The sequence below is a fragment of the Streptomyces filipinensis genome (genome assembly GCF_014649495.1).
GTDB classification, from domain to species: domain Bacteria; phylum Actinomycetota; class Actinomycetes; order Streptomycetales; family Streptomycetaceae; genus Streptomyces; species Streptomyces filipinensis.
This window is the reverse complement of record NZ_BMTD01000018.1, coordinates 1-16,021: the sequence shown is the minus strand read 5'-3', so window position 1 is coordinate 16,021 and position 16,021 is coordinate 1. Positions and strand designations below refer to the sequence as shown.

The following is a 16,021-nucleotide window of genomic DNA, read 5'->3' as shown; positions in this document are numbered from 1 at the left end:
TTGTCACCCGTTTCCGGTTCCGGAGCGAACCCGCTTCGTGACCCGGCCGACCGACGGCTCCCGCGTATCGCGGGGCCGTCGGGTCTGGTCATCTTCGGTGTCACGGGCGACCTGTCGCGCAAGAAGCTGATGCCCGCGGTGTACGACCTCGCCAACCGGGGCCTGCTGCCTCCGGGCTTCTCGCTGGTGGGCTTCGCCCGCCGCGACTGGGAGCACGAGGACTTCGCCGAGGTCGTGCACGACGCGGTGAAGGAGCACTCGCGCACACCGTTCCGTGAGGAGGTCTGGCAGCAGCTCATCCAGGGGATGCGCTTCGTCCAGGGCACCTTCGACGACGACGACGCCTTCGACCGGCTGCGCGCCACCATCGAGGAGCTGGACAAGGCGCAGGGCACGGGCGGCAACTTCGCCTTCTACCTGTCGGTGCCGCCGCGCTCCTTCCCGGTGGTCATCCAGCAGCTGAAGAAGCACGGTCTGGCCGACCAGTCGGGCGGCTCCTGGCGGCGCGCGGTCATCGAGAAGCCCTTCGGACACGACCTGAAGTCGGCCGAGGAGCTGAACAAGGTCGTGCACGAGGTGTTCTCGTCGGACCAGGTCTTCCGGATCGACCACTACCTCGGCAAGGAGACCGTCCAGAACATCCTGGCGCTGCGCTTCGCCAACACGATGTTCGAGCCGATCTGGAACCGGTCCTTCGTGGACCACGTGCAGATCACCATGGCCGAGGACATCGGCATCGGCGGCCGGGCCGGCTACTACGACGGCATCGGCGCCGCCCGTGACGTCATCCAGAACCACCTGCTGCAGCTCATGGCCCTCACGGCCATGGAGGAGCCGGCCTCCTTCGGCGCGGACGCGCTGGCCGCGGAGAAGGAGAAGGTCCTCGGTGCGGTCCGGCTGCCCAGGGACCTGGGCCGCAGCACCGTGCGCGGGCAGTACGCGGGCGGCTGGCAGGGCGGCGAGAAGGTCATCGGCTACCTCGAAGAGGAGGGCATCGACCCGAAGTCGAAGACCGACACCTACGCGGCGATCAAGCTGGAGATCGACAACCGCCGCTGGGCGGGCGTCCCCTTCTACCTGCGCACCGGCAAGCGCCTCGGCCGTCGTGTGACGGAGATCGCCGTCGTCTTCCAGCGGGCCCCGCACTCCCCCTTCGACACCACGGCGACGGAGGAGCTCGGCCAGAACGCGATCGTCATCCGCGTCCAGCCGGACGAGGGCGTGACCGTGCGGTTCGGCTCCAAGGTGCCGGGCACCTCCATGGAGATCCGGGACGTCTCCATGGACTTCGCCTACGGCGAGTCGTTCACGGAGTCCAGCCCGGAGGCGTACGAGCGGCTCATCCTGGACGTGCTGCTCGGCGACGCCAACCTCTTCCCGCGCACGGAGGAGGTCGAGCTGTCCTGGAAGATCCTCGACCCGATCGAGCAGTACTGGGACAAGCACGGCAGGCCCGCGCAGTACCCGTCGGGCACCTGGGGCCCCGCCGAGGCCGACGAGATGCTCGCACGAGACGGACGGAGCTGGCGCCGGCCATGAAGATAGACCTGACCGACACCACCGCCGGCGAGATCAACAAGGCGCTCGTGCAGGGCCGGCGTGCCATCGGCACCCCCGCCGTCGGCATGGTCCTGACCCTCGTCATCGTCACCGACGAGGAGAACGCCTACGACGCCCTGAAGGCCGCCAACGAAGCGTCGCGCGAGCACCCGTCGCGCACGCTGGTGGTCATCAGGCGGGTCTCCCGCACCCCGCGCGGCCGCACGTCCTCGCGGCTGGACGCCGAGGTGCGGGTGGGCGCGGACGCCGGCACCGGTGAGACGGTGATCCTGCGGCTGTACGGCGAGGTCACCGGCCACGCCGACTCGGTCGTGCTGCCGCTGCTGCTGCCGGACGCGCCGGTGGTCGTGTGGTGGCCGGTGACCGCCCCGCTGGACCCGGCGAAGGACCCGCTGGGCGCGCTGGCCCAGCGCCGGGTCACCGACACCTACGCCGCCGAGCAGCCGGTGCGGGAGCTGTCGGCCCGCGCCGCGGCCTACACGCCCGGCGACACCGACCTGTCCTGGACCCGGATCACGCCGTGGCGCTCGATGCTCGCGGCGGCCCTGGACCAGGTCACCTGCGAGGTGCAGGCCGTCGAGGTGGAGGGCGAGGAGTTCAACCCGAGCTGCGAGCTGCTGGCGATGTGGCTCGCGGACCGGCTGGACGTGCCGGTGAAACGCTCGCTGTCCTCCGGCCCGGGCCTCACGGCCGTCCGCATGGACACCGACTGCGGCCCGATCGTGCTGGACCGGGCGGACGGTTCGCTGGCCACGCTGTCCATCGAGGGCCAGCCGGCCCGCGCGGTGGCACTGAAGCGGCGGGAGACCGCCGAGCTGATCGCGGAGGAGCTGCGCCGGCTCGACCCGGACGACACCTACGCGTCGGCACTGCGCTACGGCGTGGAGCGGCTGAGCACGGTTCCTGAGCAGGCTTCCGCTTCCGAGCAGGCCTCGCAGGAGGCGGCCGGGCCGGTCGCCGAGCCGGAGCCGGTCGAGGAGGCCGCGAAGGCGCCCGCGAAGAAGGCCGCGGCCAAGACCGCGAAGAAGGCACCGGCGAGGAAGGCGGCGGCGAAGTGAGCACCCCGCAGCTGGTCGTCCACCGCGACAAGGAACTGATGGCCCAGGCCGCCGCGGCCCGCCTGATCACGAAGATCGTGGACGCGCAGGCCTCCAGGGGCGCCGCGTCCGTGGTCCTCACCGGCGGGCGCAACGGCAACGGCCTGCTGGCCGCGCTGGCGGCGGCACCCGCGCGGGACGCCATCGACTGGGGCCGCCTCGACCTGTGGTGGGGCGACGAGCGCTACCTGCCCGAGGGCGACCCCGAGCGCAACGTGACGCAGGCCCGCGCGGCGCTGCTGGACGCCGTACCGCTGGACCCGGAGCGCGTGCACGCCATGCCCGCCTCCGACGGCCCGTACGGCAAGGACGTCGACGCGGCCGCCGAGGCGTACGCGACGGAGCTGGCGAAGGCGGCCGGGCCGGAGAACCACGGCTCGGTGCCCACCTTCGACGTGCTCATGCTGGGCGTCGGCCCGGACACCCATGTGGCCTCGCTCTTCCCGGAGTTGCCGGCCGTACGGGAGACCGAGCGCACCGTGGTCGGCGTGCACGGCGCGCCCAAGCCGCCGCCCACCCGGATCAGTCTGACCCTGCCGGCGATCCGCTCGGCCCGCGAGGTGTGGCTGCTCGCGGCCGGCGAGGACAAGGCGGAGGCCGCGGCCATCGCCCTGTCGGGCGCCGGTGAGATCCAGGCACCGGCAGCGGGGGCGCGGGGCCGCTCGCGCACGCTGTGGCTCCTGGACTCGGCTGCCGCTTCACAGCTGCCGAGGTCGCTGTATCCGCCGGCGTCGCCGTGAGCCGGTGAATCTCTGAACGACGAGGGCGGCAGGGGATGACTCCCCTGCCGCCCTTCGTCTGTGCCGACACCCCCCTCGGCCGGGTCCTCCACTTTTTCTGCGCCAAATATTCATACAAGACTCAACTTTTGTGTAAGCTCCTGCCGCTGCATCCGCACCACTGAGGGGGGACCTCATGCGTATACGTTTCGCGCTGGCCGCATCCGTCACGGCCGCAACGCTCGCCGTCGTCGTCGCGGCTCCGGCCCAGGCCACGGAGTACTCCTCCGCCCTGAAGATCAAGGGCGTCCAGTACGACGCCCCGGGGCGGGACTCCAACAACTGCCGTACCGGCAACACCAGGGACGAGTACCTGACGATCAAGAACTACTCGCGCACGACCGTCAACCTCAAGGGCTATGTCGTCAAGGACGCCACCGGCAACCGGTTCGCGTTCGGCTCGAACCACTACCTCGAACCCGGTGACTACGTGAAGCTGCGCGGCGGCCACGGCACCGACTCGGACGCGAACAACGTCGTCTACCGCCAGAACTGCAACTTCCTGTGGAACAACGACAAGGACACCATCTACCTGTACAAGCCGTCGGGGGCCCACGCGGACACCCACGCCTACACCAAGTCCCGTGACGACCGGGACGGCAACGGCTACATCACCTTCCACGGCTGATGCCACGCCGGACCAGGAAGGTGCGGGTGTGGGCCGCCTGCGTCGCCCTGCTGGCCGCCGGTGCGGCCGGCTGCGGCCAGTCCGCGCACGACGGCACGGCCAAGGCGCCGGCGGCGGCGCCCCGGCCCACCGTGACCGTCACGGCCACCACCACCGTCACCGCCCGGCCGGAGCCCGGGCCGACGGTCACCAGGACGAAGACCGTCCGCACGCCCGGACCGACCGTCACCGTCACCAGGGCCGCCTCCGGCGCCGTACACAGTGACGACACCGGTGGTGGCACCTGCTCCCTCGTCTCCAGCGCGGGCAACTGCTACCAGGCGGGCCAGTTCTGCCGGAACAGCGATCACGGGGCGACGACCACCACCGCCGGTGGTACGCCGATCACGTGCGCCTACAGCGGCAGCGCCTGGCGCTGGACCTACGCCTGACCCCGGCGGGCCCGGTCACTTGACCGAGCCCGCCATCACGCCCTGCACGAAGTGCCGCTGGAACGCGAAGAACACCACCACCGGCACGATCAGGGACAGGAACGCGCCCGGCGCCAGGACGTCGATGTTGCTGCCGAACTGCCGGATCTGGGACTGGAGTGCCACGGTCAGCGGCTGGGAGGAGCTGTCGGCGAAGAGCAGGGCGACCAGCATGTCGTTCCAGACCCAGAGGAACTGGAAGATCGCGAGCGAGGCGATCGCCGGGCGCCCCACCGGCAGGACGAGCCGCGTGAAGATCCGCCACTCGCTGCCGCCGTCCATCCGCGCCGCCTCCAGCATCTCCTTCGGCATCTCCGCGAAGTAGTTGCGCAGCAGGAACACCGCGAACGGCAGCCCGTACGCCACGTGGAACAGGACGACACCGGGGATCGTGCCGAACAGACCGAGGGCGCCGAAGAGTTTGGCCACCGGCAGCAGGCCGATCTGGACCGGCACCACCAGCAGGGCCACCACCAGCAGGAACAGCGGTTCCCGCAGGGGGAAGTCCAGCCAGGCGAAGGCGTATCCGGCGAGCGCGGCGATCACCACGACGAGGGTGGTGGCCGGCACCGAGATCAGCACCGTGTTCCAGAAGGCCTGCGTCATGCCGGAGTTCTTCAGCAGCGCCGCGTAGTTGTCGAAGGACAGCCGGCCGGGGCTCGCCAGGGCCGTCCACCAGCCGCCCGTCGCGGTGTCCTGCGCCGAGCGGAGGGAGGACAGGAAGAGTCCCGCGAGTGGGGTCAGCCAGACCAGGCCGATCACCACGAGGAACGCCTGGACGAGACCGTTGCCCAGGCCCCGCCTGATCGTGTTCATCGCTGACTCCTCATCGCTGGCTCTGTCGGAAACGGCGGACGTTGAAGACCATCGCGGGGATCACCAGGAGCAGGAGCAGCACGCCGAGGGCGCTGCCGAGGCCCTGGTTGTTGCCGCCGCCGAAGGACACGAGCCACATCTGGGTCGCGAGGACGGTGGCGTCCTCCTGCACGGGTCCGGGCGCGATGATGTAGACGAGGTCGAAGACCTTCATCACGTTGATCACGAGGGTCACGAAGACCACGGTGAGCACGGGCGCGAGCAGCGGGACGGTGATCCTGCGGAAGATCTGCCACTCGTTCGCGCCGTCCATCCGGGCCGCCTCCAGCGCGTCCCGGGGCAGGGTGGACAGGCCGGCCCCGATCAGCACCATCGCGAAGCCCGTCCAGATCCACAGGTACGCGCCGATGATCGCCGGGGTGACCAGGGTCGGGCCGAGCCAGGAGACGCCCTGGTAGGGCGGCGCGAAGTTGGACTCCGGGAGCTTCAGCGTGTACGAGCCCGCGTCCAGCCCGGCGAAACGGTAGGAGCCGTCGGCCGCGGTCGTGGTGCTTGCGACCGTGCCGCCGTCGCGCACCGCCTCGACCTTCATGCCGGGCAGGCCGCTCTCCTTCGGGTCGACCTTGCCCTGCCTGCCTCCTCCGCCGGGGGTGAAGTCGAGGTAGACGACACCGCGCAGCTCGCCTGCCGCGGCCGTGTGCGAAGCCCCCCGGGACGCGGGTTCGGCGCCCCTGGGCAGGTCCTTGGGCAGGACGCCGACCATGGGCAGGTCCACCGAGTGGCCCGGGGACACGGCCGCATGGGTGAGGTAGGAGCCGTCCCGTTCCTGGGTGAGCAGGCCCGCACGGCCCCGTGCCGTCGGATACGACGACGTGCCCTTGAAGGCGTCGTGGACGGAGACGACGGCCGCGTTCAGCACGCCCTTGTTCGGGTCCTCGTCATAGGCGAGCCGGAAGATGATGCCGGCGGCGAGGAAGGACACCGCCATCGGCATGAAGAGCAGCAGCTTGAACGCCGTGGCCCAGCGGACCTTCTCCACCAGGACGGCCAGGATCAGGCCGAGGCCGGTGAGCAGGGCGGGGGCCACGACCACCCAGATGGTGGTGTTGCGGATGGCCTTCAGGGTCGCCGGGTCGCGGAACATCTCGGTGTAGTTGGCGCCGCCGACGAACCGGGTACCGGAGGCGTCGAAGAAGCTGCGGCCGACGGAGAACAGCACCGGGTAGACGACGAGTGCGCCGAGCAGGAGCAGGGCGGGGAGGACGAAGAGCAGGGCGATCAGCCGGGCGCGCCGCCGGCCGCGGCGCACGGGCGCCGGGCCGGCGGCCCGCGGGCCCGCCTGCTGTTTCACGAGAGCGGTGGCGGTCATGGTGCTGCCGCTCAGTCCTGGTAGGCCTTGGCCGCCGCGGCTTCCAGCTTCGCCGCGGTGCCCTTCGGGTCGGAGGGGTCGCGCAGGAAGTCCTGGAGCAGCTTCCACTCCCCCGCGCCCTTGGTGCCGCCGAAGGCCGCGGGCGCCTGGTCGGACATGTCGAAGCGGACCGAGTCACCGGCTCCGACCAGGGACTTGGCGGTGGCGCGGGTGACGTCGTCGCCGTAGGAGGAGAGGCCGAGCTTCTTGTTCGGCGACAGGAATCCGCCCGCCTTCGCCCAGACGGCCGCGGCCTCGGGGGTGGCCAGGTACTCCAGGAGTTTCATGCCGGCCTTGGCGTTCTTGCCGTCCTTGAGGACGACCGCCGCGTCACCGCCGCTGACCACGGGCGCCGTGCCGCCGTCGACCGCGGGGAAGGGGAAGAAGTTCGCGTCCTTGCCGATGGTCCTGCCGAACTGGTCGTGTGCGACGCCGGCCACGAAGTCGCCCTCGTACACCATGCCGGCCTCGGGCTTGGGCCCGAACACCTTCTCCACCGAGCCGGGGAAGTCGGTGTTCAGGGCCTCCTTCTGGCCGCCTGCGACGAGCTGCTTGTCCTTGAACAGCTTGCCGAGCGTGGTGAGCGCCTTGACGACGGACGAGTCGGTCCACTTCAGCTTGTGCGCGGCGAGGGCGTCGTACTTCTGGGGTCCGGCCTGGGAGAGGTAGATGTTCTCGAACCAGTCGGTGAGGGTCCAGCCGTCCTGGCCGGCGACCGAGAAGGCGGCGAGGCCGGAGTCGGAGACCGTGTGCCCGGCCTTGAGCAGCTGGTCGTACGTCTTCGGGGGCTTGACCCCGGCCTGGCTGAGGGCGTCGGGGCTGTACCAGACGGTCGACTTGTGGGCGGCCTTGAAGTAGAGGCCGTACAGGGTGCCGTCGACGCTGCCGTACTTCTTCCAGACGGGCGCGTAGTCGGCGCCGACCGTCTGCTGGGCGGTCTGCGACAGCGGCGTCAGCCAGCCCTTCTTCGCGAACTGCTGGAGGACGCCGACCTGCGGGACCATCACGACGTCGGGCGCGTTGCCGCCCTCGATCTTGCTGCCGACGACGGTGGAGACGTTGTCGCCGGTGGAGGTGAACTGCGCCTTGGCGCCGGTCTTCGCGGTGAAGGCGTCCAGCACCTTCTGGAAGTTCTTCTGCTCGCTGCCGGTCCAGACACCGGCCACGGTGACGGTCTGGCCGCTGAGCGCCTTGTCGCCGCCGCCCGCGGAGACCGGTCCGCCGCCGCAGGCGGTGGCACCGAGGCCCAGGACGAGTGCGGTGCAGCAGGTGAGCAGGGTGGTACGTCGTCGCATCATCGTTGATGTCCCTTCGGGGGGATGGGAGTTGACGGGTCGGGTCAGAGATCGCTCAGCCACCAGGCCGCCGTGGCGGCGGGCAGCACACCGGCCGGGCAGGGGCCGCTGGAGAGCAGAGGGGTGCCGGAGACAGGTGCGGGCGTGGGGGCCGTACCGAAGTTGACGGCGCAGACCAGGCCGTCGCCGCGGCTGAAGGCGAGGACGCCGGGCGGGGTGTCCAGCCACTGCAGGGTGCCCTCGCCCAGCTGGGGCAGCGAGGAGCGCAGCTGGAGGCCGTCGCGGTAGAGGTGCCAGAAGGAGCGGGTGTCGGCGAGGGCGCGGTCGGTGGCGTACTCGGCGAAGTACTCCGGTTGCGGCAGCCAGGGCTTGGCGGACTCGGCACCGGAGGTGAAGCCGAACGGGGAGGCCTGTCCGGACCAGGGCAGCGGGACCCGGCAGCCGTCGCGTATGCGGGCGCGGCTGCCGGTGCGGCGGAAGATCGGGTCGGTGAGGACGTCGTCCGGCAGGTCGACGACCTCGGGCAGACCGAGCTCCTCGCCCTGGTAGATGTACGCGGCGCCGGGAAGCGCCAGCATCAGCAGCGCGGCGGCGCGGGCGCGGGCGGCGCCGAGGCCGCTGCCCTCGGTGGCGGGTTCGCCGTAGCGGGTGACCGTGCGGACCTGGTCGTGGTTGTTGAGGACCCAGGTGACGGTCGAGCCGGTGCCGGCGATGTCCTGCATGGCCTCGGAGATGACCTTGCGGAAGGCGTCGGCGTCCCAGGGGGCGCCGAGCAGGTCGAAGAAGAAGGCCTGGTGGAGTTCGTCCGGGCGGACGTACAGGGCGTGTTCCCGGGCGGTGGGGACCGAGACCTCGCCGACGAGGAGGCGTTCGCGGCCGTCGCGTGCGGTGTACTCCTCGCACAGGGAGCGCCAGCGGCGCCACACCTCGTGCACCTCGGGCTGGTTCCAGGCGAGCGGGTTGACCGAGTCGCGGGTGCGGGCGTCGGCCTCCGGGTCGTCGGAGTCGGGCAGTTCGGGGTGCTTGTAGAGGCCGGCCGCCACGTCGATGCGGAAGCCGTCGACGCCCCGGTCCAGCCAGAAGCGCAGGACGCGGTCGAACTCGGCGGTGACCTCGGGGTCGCGCCAGTTCCAGTCGGGCTGCTCCGGCGTGAACATGTGCAGGTACCACTGGCCGTCGCCGACCCTGCTCCAGGCCGGGCCGCCGAACATGGCGTGCCAGTTGTTGGGCGGCTCGCCGCCGTCGGGGCCACGGCCGTCGGCGAAGTGGAAGCGGGCGCGGGCCGTGCTGCCGGGCGCGCTCTCCAGCGCCTCACGGAACCACGGGTGCTCGCTGGAGCAGTGGTTGGGGACGATGTCGAGCAGCACCTTGATGCCGAGCCGCCGCGCGGCCGCCACCAGCAGGTCGAACTCGGCGAGGTCACCGAAGAGCGGGTCGACGTCGCAGTAGTCGGCCACGTCGTAGCCGTGGTCGTGCTGCGGCGAGGGGTAGAACGGGCTCAGCCAGATGCCGTCGACACCCAGCTTCTTCAGATACGGCAGCCCGGCCCGGACGCCGGCCAGATCGCCGATGCCGTCGCCGGTGCTGTCCAGGAAGCTGCGGACGTACACCTGGTAGATGACCGCGTCGCGCCACCAGTGGTGCTTACTCAACATGCATGCATGTTAGGTAGGCGTATCGCGAGGGTGTCAATGAAAAGAACTTTTGCTACCGCCAAGTTGGGATACTAAATCCGGACTTATCGGGGCGTCGATGCCACAGATGAGATGTCCGCGTTACTTAACAAGTAACTATCGGCCGGAGACGGCCGCCAGCTCCCGCGCCAGTCGGCGCACCGCGGCGGCGGGGGTCTCGTGCCCCGTCAGCGCGTCATGCACCACGGCCTGCACCACCAGGCTGACCTGGTCGTAGCGGGCGCTCTTGGGGCGCGGGGCGGCGGTGAGCACGGCGGTGCGCAGGGTCGGCAGATAGGGGAACCGGCGCACCAGCGCGGGGTCTTCGTAGAGCGCGGCGCGTACGGGCGGCAGCGCACCCCGGGTGAGCACCTGCCGCTGGACGGGCGCGCTGGTGAGGTAGGCGATCAGACGCGCGGCCGAATCGGGGTGCCGGGTATGGGAGTTGACGGCGAGGTCGGAGCCGCCGAGCACACTCGTCCCCGGCCCGTCGGGGCCGGGGATCGGTACGGCGCCGATCTTCCCGGCGACCCGGGAGCCCCTGGCGGAGGCGACGGCGTAGGCGTAGGGCCAGTTGCGCAGGAACAGCAGCCTGCCGTCCTGGAAGGCCTGTTTGGACTCCTCTTCCTTGTACGTCAGCGCCGCCTTCGGTATCCAGCCCTCGCGGACGCCACGGACGAGGAAGCCGATGCCCTCGCGGGCGGCGGCCGAGTCGACGGTGACCCGGGTGCCCTCGTCGCCGAGGATCGTGCCGCCCGCCGAGTACACGGCCTCGGCCGCGTTGACGGTGAGGCCCTCGTAGGGCAGGAACTGACCCGCGTAGCCGCCGAGCCCGTACTTCGGCGCGATGGTCTTCGCGTCGCGCTCCAGCTCGGCCCAGGTGCGCGGCGGGGGCACGCCCTCCTTGGCGAGGATGTCCCTGCGATACAGAAGGAGTCCGGCATTCGTGACATACGGGACGGCGTACAGCCGTCCCTCGTAGGTCGCGGTGTCCACGACCGGCGGCAGGAAGCTCTTCAGCGGGAAGCGGTCACGCGGGAGCGGGCGGATCCAGCCGGCCGCCGCGAACTCCGAGGTCCAGTTGACGTCGATGTTCAGGACGTCGAAGCGGCCCCGGTCGCCGCCGCGCAGATCGGTGGTCATCTGCGCATGGGTCTCGTCGGCGGAGTCCGGCAGCTCCACGAGCGTGACCTTCTCGCCGGGGTGGGTGCGGTTCCAGCCCTGGAGCAGCGGGCCGAGATAGCCGGTGAGGTCACCGGCGGTGGCCAGGGTGAGCGGTCCGCGGCCGTCGCCCGCGACCTCGTCGGCCTGCGCGCCGGAGGCGACGTAGCCGGTCATGATCACGGCGAGAACGAGGAGGCCCCTACCGGCGGCGCGTATCCACCGCATAGGTTCCTCCCTGAACACGTACACACGGCTCCGGGCACCCTCGCCCGGGAGTCAGAGGCCATCTATACCTGTTAGGTATGGGCGATACTAGGGCCTGGAGCACATTGTGAGCAGACAGGAGGACAGCCCGAGTGCGCCTGCCCCTCCTGGCACTCCTCGCCCGTGGCCCGGCCCACGGCTACGAGCTGAAGCAGGACCTTGAGCAACTGCTGGGCTCCGCGTACCCTCAGCCGAACGTCGGCCAGATCTACGTCACCCTCGGCCGCCTCGAGAAGTCGGGACTGATCGAGGGCGAGGACGTCGAGCAGTCCAGCCGGCCCAACAAGAAGGTCTACCACCTCACCGACGCCGGGCGGGAGGCGCTGCACGCCTGGTTCGAGGAGACCGAGGACGAGCCGCGGGTGCGGGACGAGTTCTTCATGAAGCTCGCCGTCGCCCCGCAGACCGGTCTCGCCGACCAGATCGCCCTCATCAACCGGCAGCGGCGCCAGTACCTCACCACCATGCGCAACCTGTCGAAACTGGCCGCGGCCGAGAGCCGGGACAACCGAATCGCCCACCTGCTCATCGAGGGCGCGATGCTGCATCTGCAGGCCGACCTCGACTGGCTGGAGCGGTGCCAGGAGGAACTGGAATGAGCGAGCACGGCACTGCGGTGCTGCGCGCCGAGGGGCTGGTGAAGACCCACCACGGCGAGGGCGCGCCCGCGCATGCCGTGCGCGGGGTCGACCTGTCCGTGGCGCGGGGCGAGTTCGTGGCGATCACCGGGCCGTCCGGCGCCGGCAAGTCCACGCTCCTGCATCTGCTCGGCGGTCTGCACCGGCCGGACGCGGGCAGCGTCTGGCTCGGCGGGCGCTGCACGGACTCCTTCAGCGAGGCCCGCTGGGCGGTCGAGCGCCGCAAGGCGATCGGGATCGTGTTCCAGTTCTTCAACCTGGTGTCGAACCTGTCGGTGGCCGACAACGTCGAGCTGCCCGCCCTGCTCGCCGGCGTCGCGCCGAGGAAGGCGCGCGCCGAGCGCGAGGAACTGCTGGCCGAGCTGGGGCTCGAAGGCAAGGAGCGCAGCATGCCGGGCGAACTGTCCGGCGGCGAGCAGCAGCGGGTCGCGCTCGCCCGGGCCCTGGTCAACCACCCGCCGCTGCTGCTGGCCGACGAGCCCGCCGGAAGCCTGGACAGCAAGGGCACGCGCGAGGTGATGCGGCTTTTGTCCCGCTTTCACGGCCGCGGGCAGAGCATCGTCCTGGTCACCCACGACGCCCGGCTGGCGAGCGCCGCCGACCGCGTGATCAGCTTCTTCGACGGCCGCATAGCCGACGACGCGACCCTGGACGACGCACCGCCGCCCCATAAGCCCGGGATCTCGGGCGTACTGGAGCTGAGGGACTGATGACCGCCCTGAAGGGGCGCGAGCCCACGTCTGATGTGCGGCTACCGCCGGGTGGGCGCGACCGGCCACGACGGCGCAGCACACGACCGACCACGCGCCGCGGCCCTCTTGCCGGCGTAGCCGTCGGCGGCGCGGCCGGCCGGCGCTGGGCGCAGTCCGATCTGCGGACGCATCGTGGCGAGGCGCTGTTCCTCGTGCTGGCCACCGCCGGCATCGTCGCCTCGTTGCTGCTGGCCACCGCCCTGTTCGGCTATGCGACCAACCCCTGGCAGCGGATCTTCACGCAGGCCCGCGGGGCGCACGTGTGGATCCACACCGTCCCCTTCGCGGACACCCGCAAGCTCGCCCGGCTGGACGGTGTCGAGTCCGTGGCCGGCCCCTACCGCACCGAGTCCGCCACCGTCGCCGTGCGCGGCAGCCGCGCCTCCGTGGAGTTGCGCGGCGTCTCGCGGCCGCCCTCCGTCGGCCGGCCGCTGCTCACCGCCGGCCACTGGCCGGATGCGGCCGAGCCGGACGGTGTGGTGCTGGAGAGCAGCCTGGCCCGGGCCTTGCTGGCCGAGCCGGGCGACACCCTCACGCTGCCCGGCACGGCCCGCAGCCTGACCGTCGAGGGCATCGCGGACAGCGCCGAGCCCCGCTACAGCCCGGGCGAGCAGCCGGGCCTGGTCTGGGCACGGCCGTCCGCCGTGCGCGCCCCCGGCGGCCAGGTGATCGGGCTGCGGCTGGGCGACCCCGGGGACACGGACTACGCGGTGCAGCGCGCCGTCACGGTGCTCGGCGCGGGCGCGGTCGGCGAGGTCTCCACCTGGCAGCAGGCGCGCGCCGCGGCGCAGGGCGACAACCGGCTGCTCGGCCAGGTGCTCGGCCTCTTCGGTCTGGGCGCGCTGATCGCCGCGGGGTTCGCGGTGCACGGGGCGATCGCCACCCGCATCCGGGGGCATCTGCGGGACCTGTCGGTGCTGAAGGCGATCGGCTTCACACCCGGCCAGGTCGTCCGGGTCTTCCTGCTCCAGCATCTGGCCTACGCGCTGCTCGGTTCGGTGGCCGCCGCGGTGCTCACCGAGGCCCTGGGCAGCCGGATCCCCGGGCGGCTCGGCGACGCCGTGGGGGTGTGGCAGGGGCTGCCCGGGCACACCCTCGCGCTGCTGGCGGTGCCCGTGGGCGCGGTGCTGTTCATCGGTCTGACCACGGGACTCGCCGCCTGGCGGGCCGGGCGGGTGCCGCCGGTCCCGGTGCCGCGCCCGGCGGCACCGGCCGGTGGCGGGCTGACCGGCCTGGCCCGGCGGGCGCTCGGGCTGCGGCTGCCGGCCGCGCTGGTCCTCGGCTGCCACAAGGCGTGCGCGGGGCGGGGCCGGTCGCTGGCCACCGTGGCCCGGCTGACGCTGCCGCTGCTGCTGATCGTGGTGGCGCTCAGCGCCTGGACCACGATCGACCGCTTCCACAGCAGCCCGGAACGCGTCGGCATGCCGACGGCCCTGACGGTCCGCTCCGACGGCGCGCTGGACGCGTCCGCGGTACGGGCCCTGCTCTTGGACGATCACCGGGTCACCGGCGCCTATCCGGGGGTGGAGGTCGCCGCGCTGGTCCCCGGCCAGACCGGCACCATCGCGCTGCGAGGCGTCGGCACCCGTACCGAGCCCTACCCCTACACCCTCGCCGAGGGCCGGACCGCACGCGGTCCCGACGAGGCGGTGGCCGGCCAGGGCCTGCTCGACCTGCTGCACGCGCGGGTGGGCGACTGGGTGCGCATGACGGTGGGCGACCGGCCGCAGATCCTGCACATCGTGGGCCGCAGCATCGAACCGCAGAACGCCGGCCGGGTGGTCACCACGTCCCTGGACACCCTCCGCCAGAACGACCCCGGGCTGTCCCCGGCCTTCTACGAGCTGCGGCTGCGCCCCGGCGCCGAACCGCAGCGCGTGGCCGCCGCGCTGGCCTCGGCCGGCCGGGGCCACCTGGACGTGCACCCCGTGGACAACCCCGCCGACGGACTGTCCCCGCTGCGCGGCGTCGTCGCCGGGCTGATCGCCGTACTGGCCCTGATCGGGCTGGTCGAACTGCTCACCGCGATCGGCGGCAGCGTCCGCGAGGGCGAACGGGACCTGCTGGCGCTGAAGGCGATCGGCATGTCCCCACGGCAGATCACCGCGATCACCGTCACGGCGACGAGCTGTACGGCCCTGGCCGCCGCCCTCGCCGGTACGGCGCTGGGGCTGCCACTGGCCCGCCGGCTGATCGACGCCCAGGGCAGCTCCAGCGGTATCGGCGCAGGTGTCGCCCAGTCCCCTTCGCCCGCGCTTCTGCTCGCCCTGGGCGCGGCAGCCGTGCTCGGAGCGGCGGCGCTCGCCGCGCTGCCCGCGGCCCGCGCGGCCCGCAGACGGCTCGCGGACACCCTGAGCGCGGTGACCTGAGCCCCGGTCCCGCGGGCCTGTCCCAGCGGCGGGTCGGCGGGGCGGGTCTGCGAGGCGGGTCGGGTCGGCGGAAGGTGTCAGCCCGCGTTCCGCCACGCGCCGGGGTTCGCCCGGATGTCCGCGAGCAGCCTGGAGAAGGCGTCACCGTCGAACAGCACGCCGTTGTACTCACCGGGGACCCGTACGGCGTTGATCTCGGCGGTGGGGGTGCCGGGGCCCTTCGGGTCCTGCGCCCCGCCCGCCTTCTCGTATGCCTTCTCCGACCGGGTCACGAACGAGCGGTACTTCATGCTCTTGACGGCCGAGTCGAAGTCCGGCCCGCGCAGCCCGGGGACCCGCCCGGCCAGTTCGAGCAGATACGCGTCCGTGAAGCCGTCGACGCTCTCGGCGGGCTGGTGGGCGTAGAGCACGTCGTGGTATTCGGCGAACCTGCCCTTCTCCAGCGCCGCCCGCAGGGCGTTGACCGCCTTCTCGGACCCGGAGCCGGTCAGCCGTCCGTCCAGGAAGGAGGCGAGGGTGTACTGGGTCCTCGTCTCCCGGCGGAGGGTCGCGGCGCGCAGCCGCGGGGCGCCCCCGGTGGTCTCGAACTCCTTGCACACCGGGCACCGCGGGTCCTCGTACAGGTGCACGGCCACCGGCGCGGCCGGGTCCCCGACCGTGATGGTCGTCCCGTCGCTCCCGAGCCGCTCCGGCACCTGAGACCACCCGGAGTACGCCGGCCGGGATGCGCTCGTGGCCCCGTCCTTGGACTCCGCCGGCCGGTGTCCACTGCCGCAGCCGACCACCGACACCCCGATGACGGCCGCCGCGACCACCGCGGCGAACCCTCTGTGCACCATGCGCCTTCCTCCCCTGAAGATCACCTGAACCTTAGGGGACGTACGGGGAGAACGCACAAAAAGGGCCGCCGCGACGGCTCGGCCGACGGATCAGCTCCGGCCGCGCAGCTCCCGGTACTTCCCGACCAGCGCCTTGGTGGAGGCGTCGAGACCGGGGACCTGTGCGCCCTCGGTGAGCGCGGGCTCGACGCGCTTGGCGAGGACCTTGCCCAGCTCCACGCCCCACTGGTCGAAGGAGTCGATGTTCCACACGGCGCCCTGCACGAACA

At 71.7% G+C, this 16,021-nt stretch carries 15 protein-coding genes; 8 read left to right on the top strand and 7 right to left on the bottom strand.

Annotated features, from left to right (window positions below; genetic code table 11):
- The 5 genes from zwf (at position 1) to IE244_RS31630 (ending at position 4,495) form a co-directional block, all read left to right on the top strand.
- Positions 1-1,539, top strand: coding sequence for a glucose-6-phosphate dehydrogenase (zwf, locus tag IE244_RS31650; RefSeq protein WP_191877022.1), 1,539 nt, complete (start codon positions 1-3; stop codon positions 1,537-1,539).
- Positions 1,536-2,618, top strand: a complete 1,083-nt coding sequence (gene opcA, locus IE244_RS31645) for a glucose-6-phosphate dehydrogenase assembly protein OpcA (RefSeq protein ID WP_191877021.1) — start codon at positions 1,536-1,538, stop codon at positions 2,616-2,618. The genes zwf and opcA overlap by 4 nt, the downstream gene beginning before the upstream one ends.
- Positions 2,615-3,397 carry a 6-phosphogluconolactonase gene (gene pgl / locus IE244_RS31640; RefSeq protein ID WP_191877020.1) on the top strand — a complete coding sequence of 261 codons (783 nt, stop codon included), beginning with the start codon at positions 2,615-2,617 and terminating at the stop codon, positions 3,395-3,397. The genes opcA and pgl overlap by 4 nt, the downstream gene beginning before the upstream one ends.
- A gap of 175 nt (positions 3,398-3,572) precedes the next feature.
- Positions 3,573-4,064, top strand: coding sequence for a lamin tail domain-containing protein (locus tag IE244_RS31635; RefSeq protein WP_191877019.1), 492 nt, complete (start codon positions 3,573-3,575; stop codon positions 4,062-4,064).
- Positions 4,064-4,495, top strand: coding sequence for a hypothetical protein (locus IE244_RS31630; protein ID WP_191877018.1), 432 nt, complete (start codon positions 4,064-4,066; stop codon positions 4,493-4,495). Before IE244_RS31635 ends, IE244_RS31630 begins: the two co-directional genes overlap by 1 nt.
- 15 nt (positions 4,496-4,510) lie before the next feature.
- Here IE244_RS31630 and IE244_RS31625 read toward each other — a convergent pair whose 3' ends face one another.
- From IE244_RS31625 to IE244_RS31605, 5 genes are all read right to left on the bottom strand, one after another.
- Positions 4,511-5,350 (bottom strand): carbohydrate ABC transporter permease, encoded by an 840-nt coding sequence (locus IE244_RS31625; protein ID WP_191877017.1) that lies wholly within the window; start codon positions 5,348-5,350, stop codon positions 4,511-4,513.
- Between the two features lie 10 nt (positions 5,351-5,360).
- Positions 5,361-6,719: an ABC transporter permease gene (locus IE244_RS31620; RefSeq protein ID WP_191877016.1), complete on the bottom strand. Its 1,359-nt coding sequence runs from the start codon at positions 6,717-6,719 to the stop codon at positions 5,361-5,363.
- A gap of 11 nt (positions 6,720-6,730) precedes the next feature.
- Positions 6,731-8,056, bottom strand: coding sequence for an ABC transporter substrate-binding protein (locus IE244_RS31615; RefSeq protein WP_191877015.1), 1,326 nt, complete (start codon positions 8,054-8,056; stop codon positions 6,731-6,733).
- Positions 8,057-8,097: 41 nt separating this feature from the next.
- On the bottom strand, positions 8,098-9,708 hold the full coding sequence (locus IE244_RS31610) for a glycoside hydrolase family 13 protein (protein ID WP_191877014.1): 1,611 nt from the start codon (positions 9,706-9,708) through the stop codon (positions 8,098-8,100).
- 135 nt (positions 9,709-9,843) lie between these two features.
- Positions 9,844-11,115 carry an ABC transporter substrate-binding protein gene (locus tag IE244_RS31605; protein WP_191877013.1) on the bottom strand — a complete coding sequence of 424 codons (1,272 nt, stop codon included), beginning with the start codon at positions 11,113-11,115 and terminating at the stop codon, positions 9,844-9,846.
- A gap of 131 nt (positions 11,116-11,246) precedes the next feature.
- On the opposite strand from IE244_RS31605, the gene IE244_RS31600 reads away from it, so the two are divergent.
- From IE244_RS31600 to IE244_RS31590, 3 genes are read left to right on the top strand one after another with little or no spacing between them, the layout of a single operon-like run.
- Entirely contained in the window at positions 11,247-11,753 is a 507-nt protein-coding gene (locus IE244_RS31600; RefSeq protein ID WP_031166122.1) for a PadR family transcriptional regulator, read from the top strand.
- Positions 11,750-12,502, top strand: a complete 753-nt coding sequence (locus tag IE244_RS31595; protein WP_191877012.1) for an ABC transporter ATP-binding protein — start codon at positions 11,750-11,752, stop codon at positions 12,500-12,502. The genes IE244_RS31600 and IE244_RS31595 overlap by 4 nt, the downstream gene beginning before the upstream one ends.
- The gene (locus IE244_RS31590; RefSeq protein ID WP_191877011.1) at positions 12,502-14,913 is read left to right on the top strand and encodes an ABC transporter permease; all 2,412 of its coding nucleotides are present in this window, start codon (positions 12,502-12,504) and stop codon (positions 14,911-14,913) included. Before IE244_RS31595 ends, IE244_RS31590 begins: the two co-directional genes overlap by 1 nt.
- Positions 14,914-14,990: 77 nt before the next feature.
- Here the strand turns inward: IE244_RS31590 and IE244_RS31585 are convergent, their stop codons facing one another.
- Complete coding sequence (locus IE244_RS31585; RefSeq protein ID WP_191877010.1) at positions 14,991-15,752, bottom strand: DsbA family protein; 762 nt, start codon at positions 15,750-15,752, stop codon at positions 14,991-14,993.
- Between the two features lie 90 nt (positions 15,753-15,842).
- The coding region (locus tag IE244_RS31580) for a phosphoglucose isomerase-related protein (RefSeq protein ID WP_506005178.1) at positions 15,843-16,021 on the bottom strand (179 nt) is incomplete at its 5' end.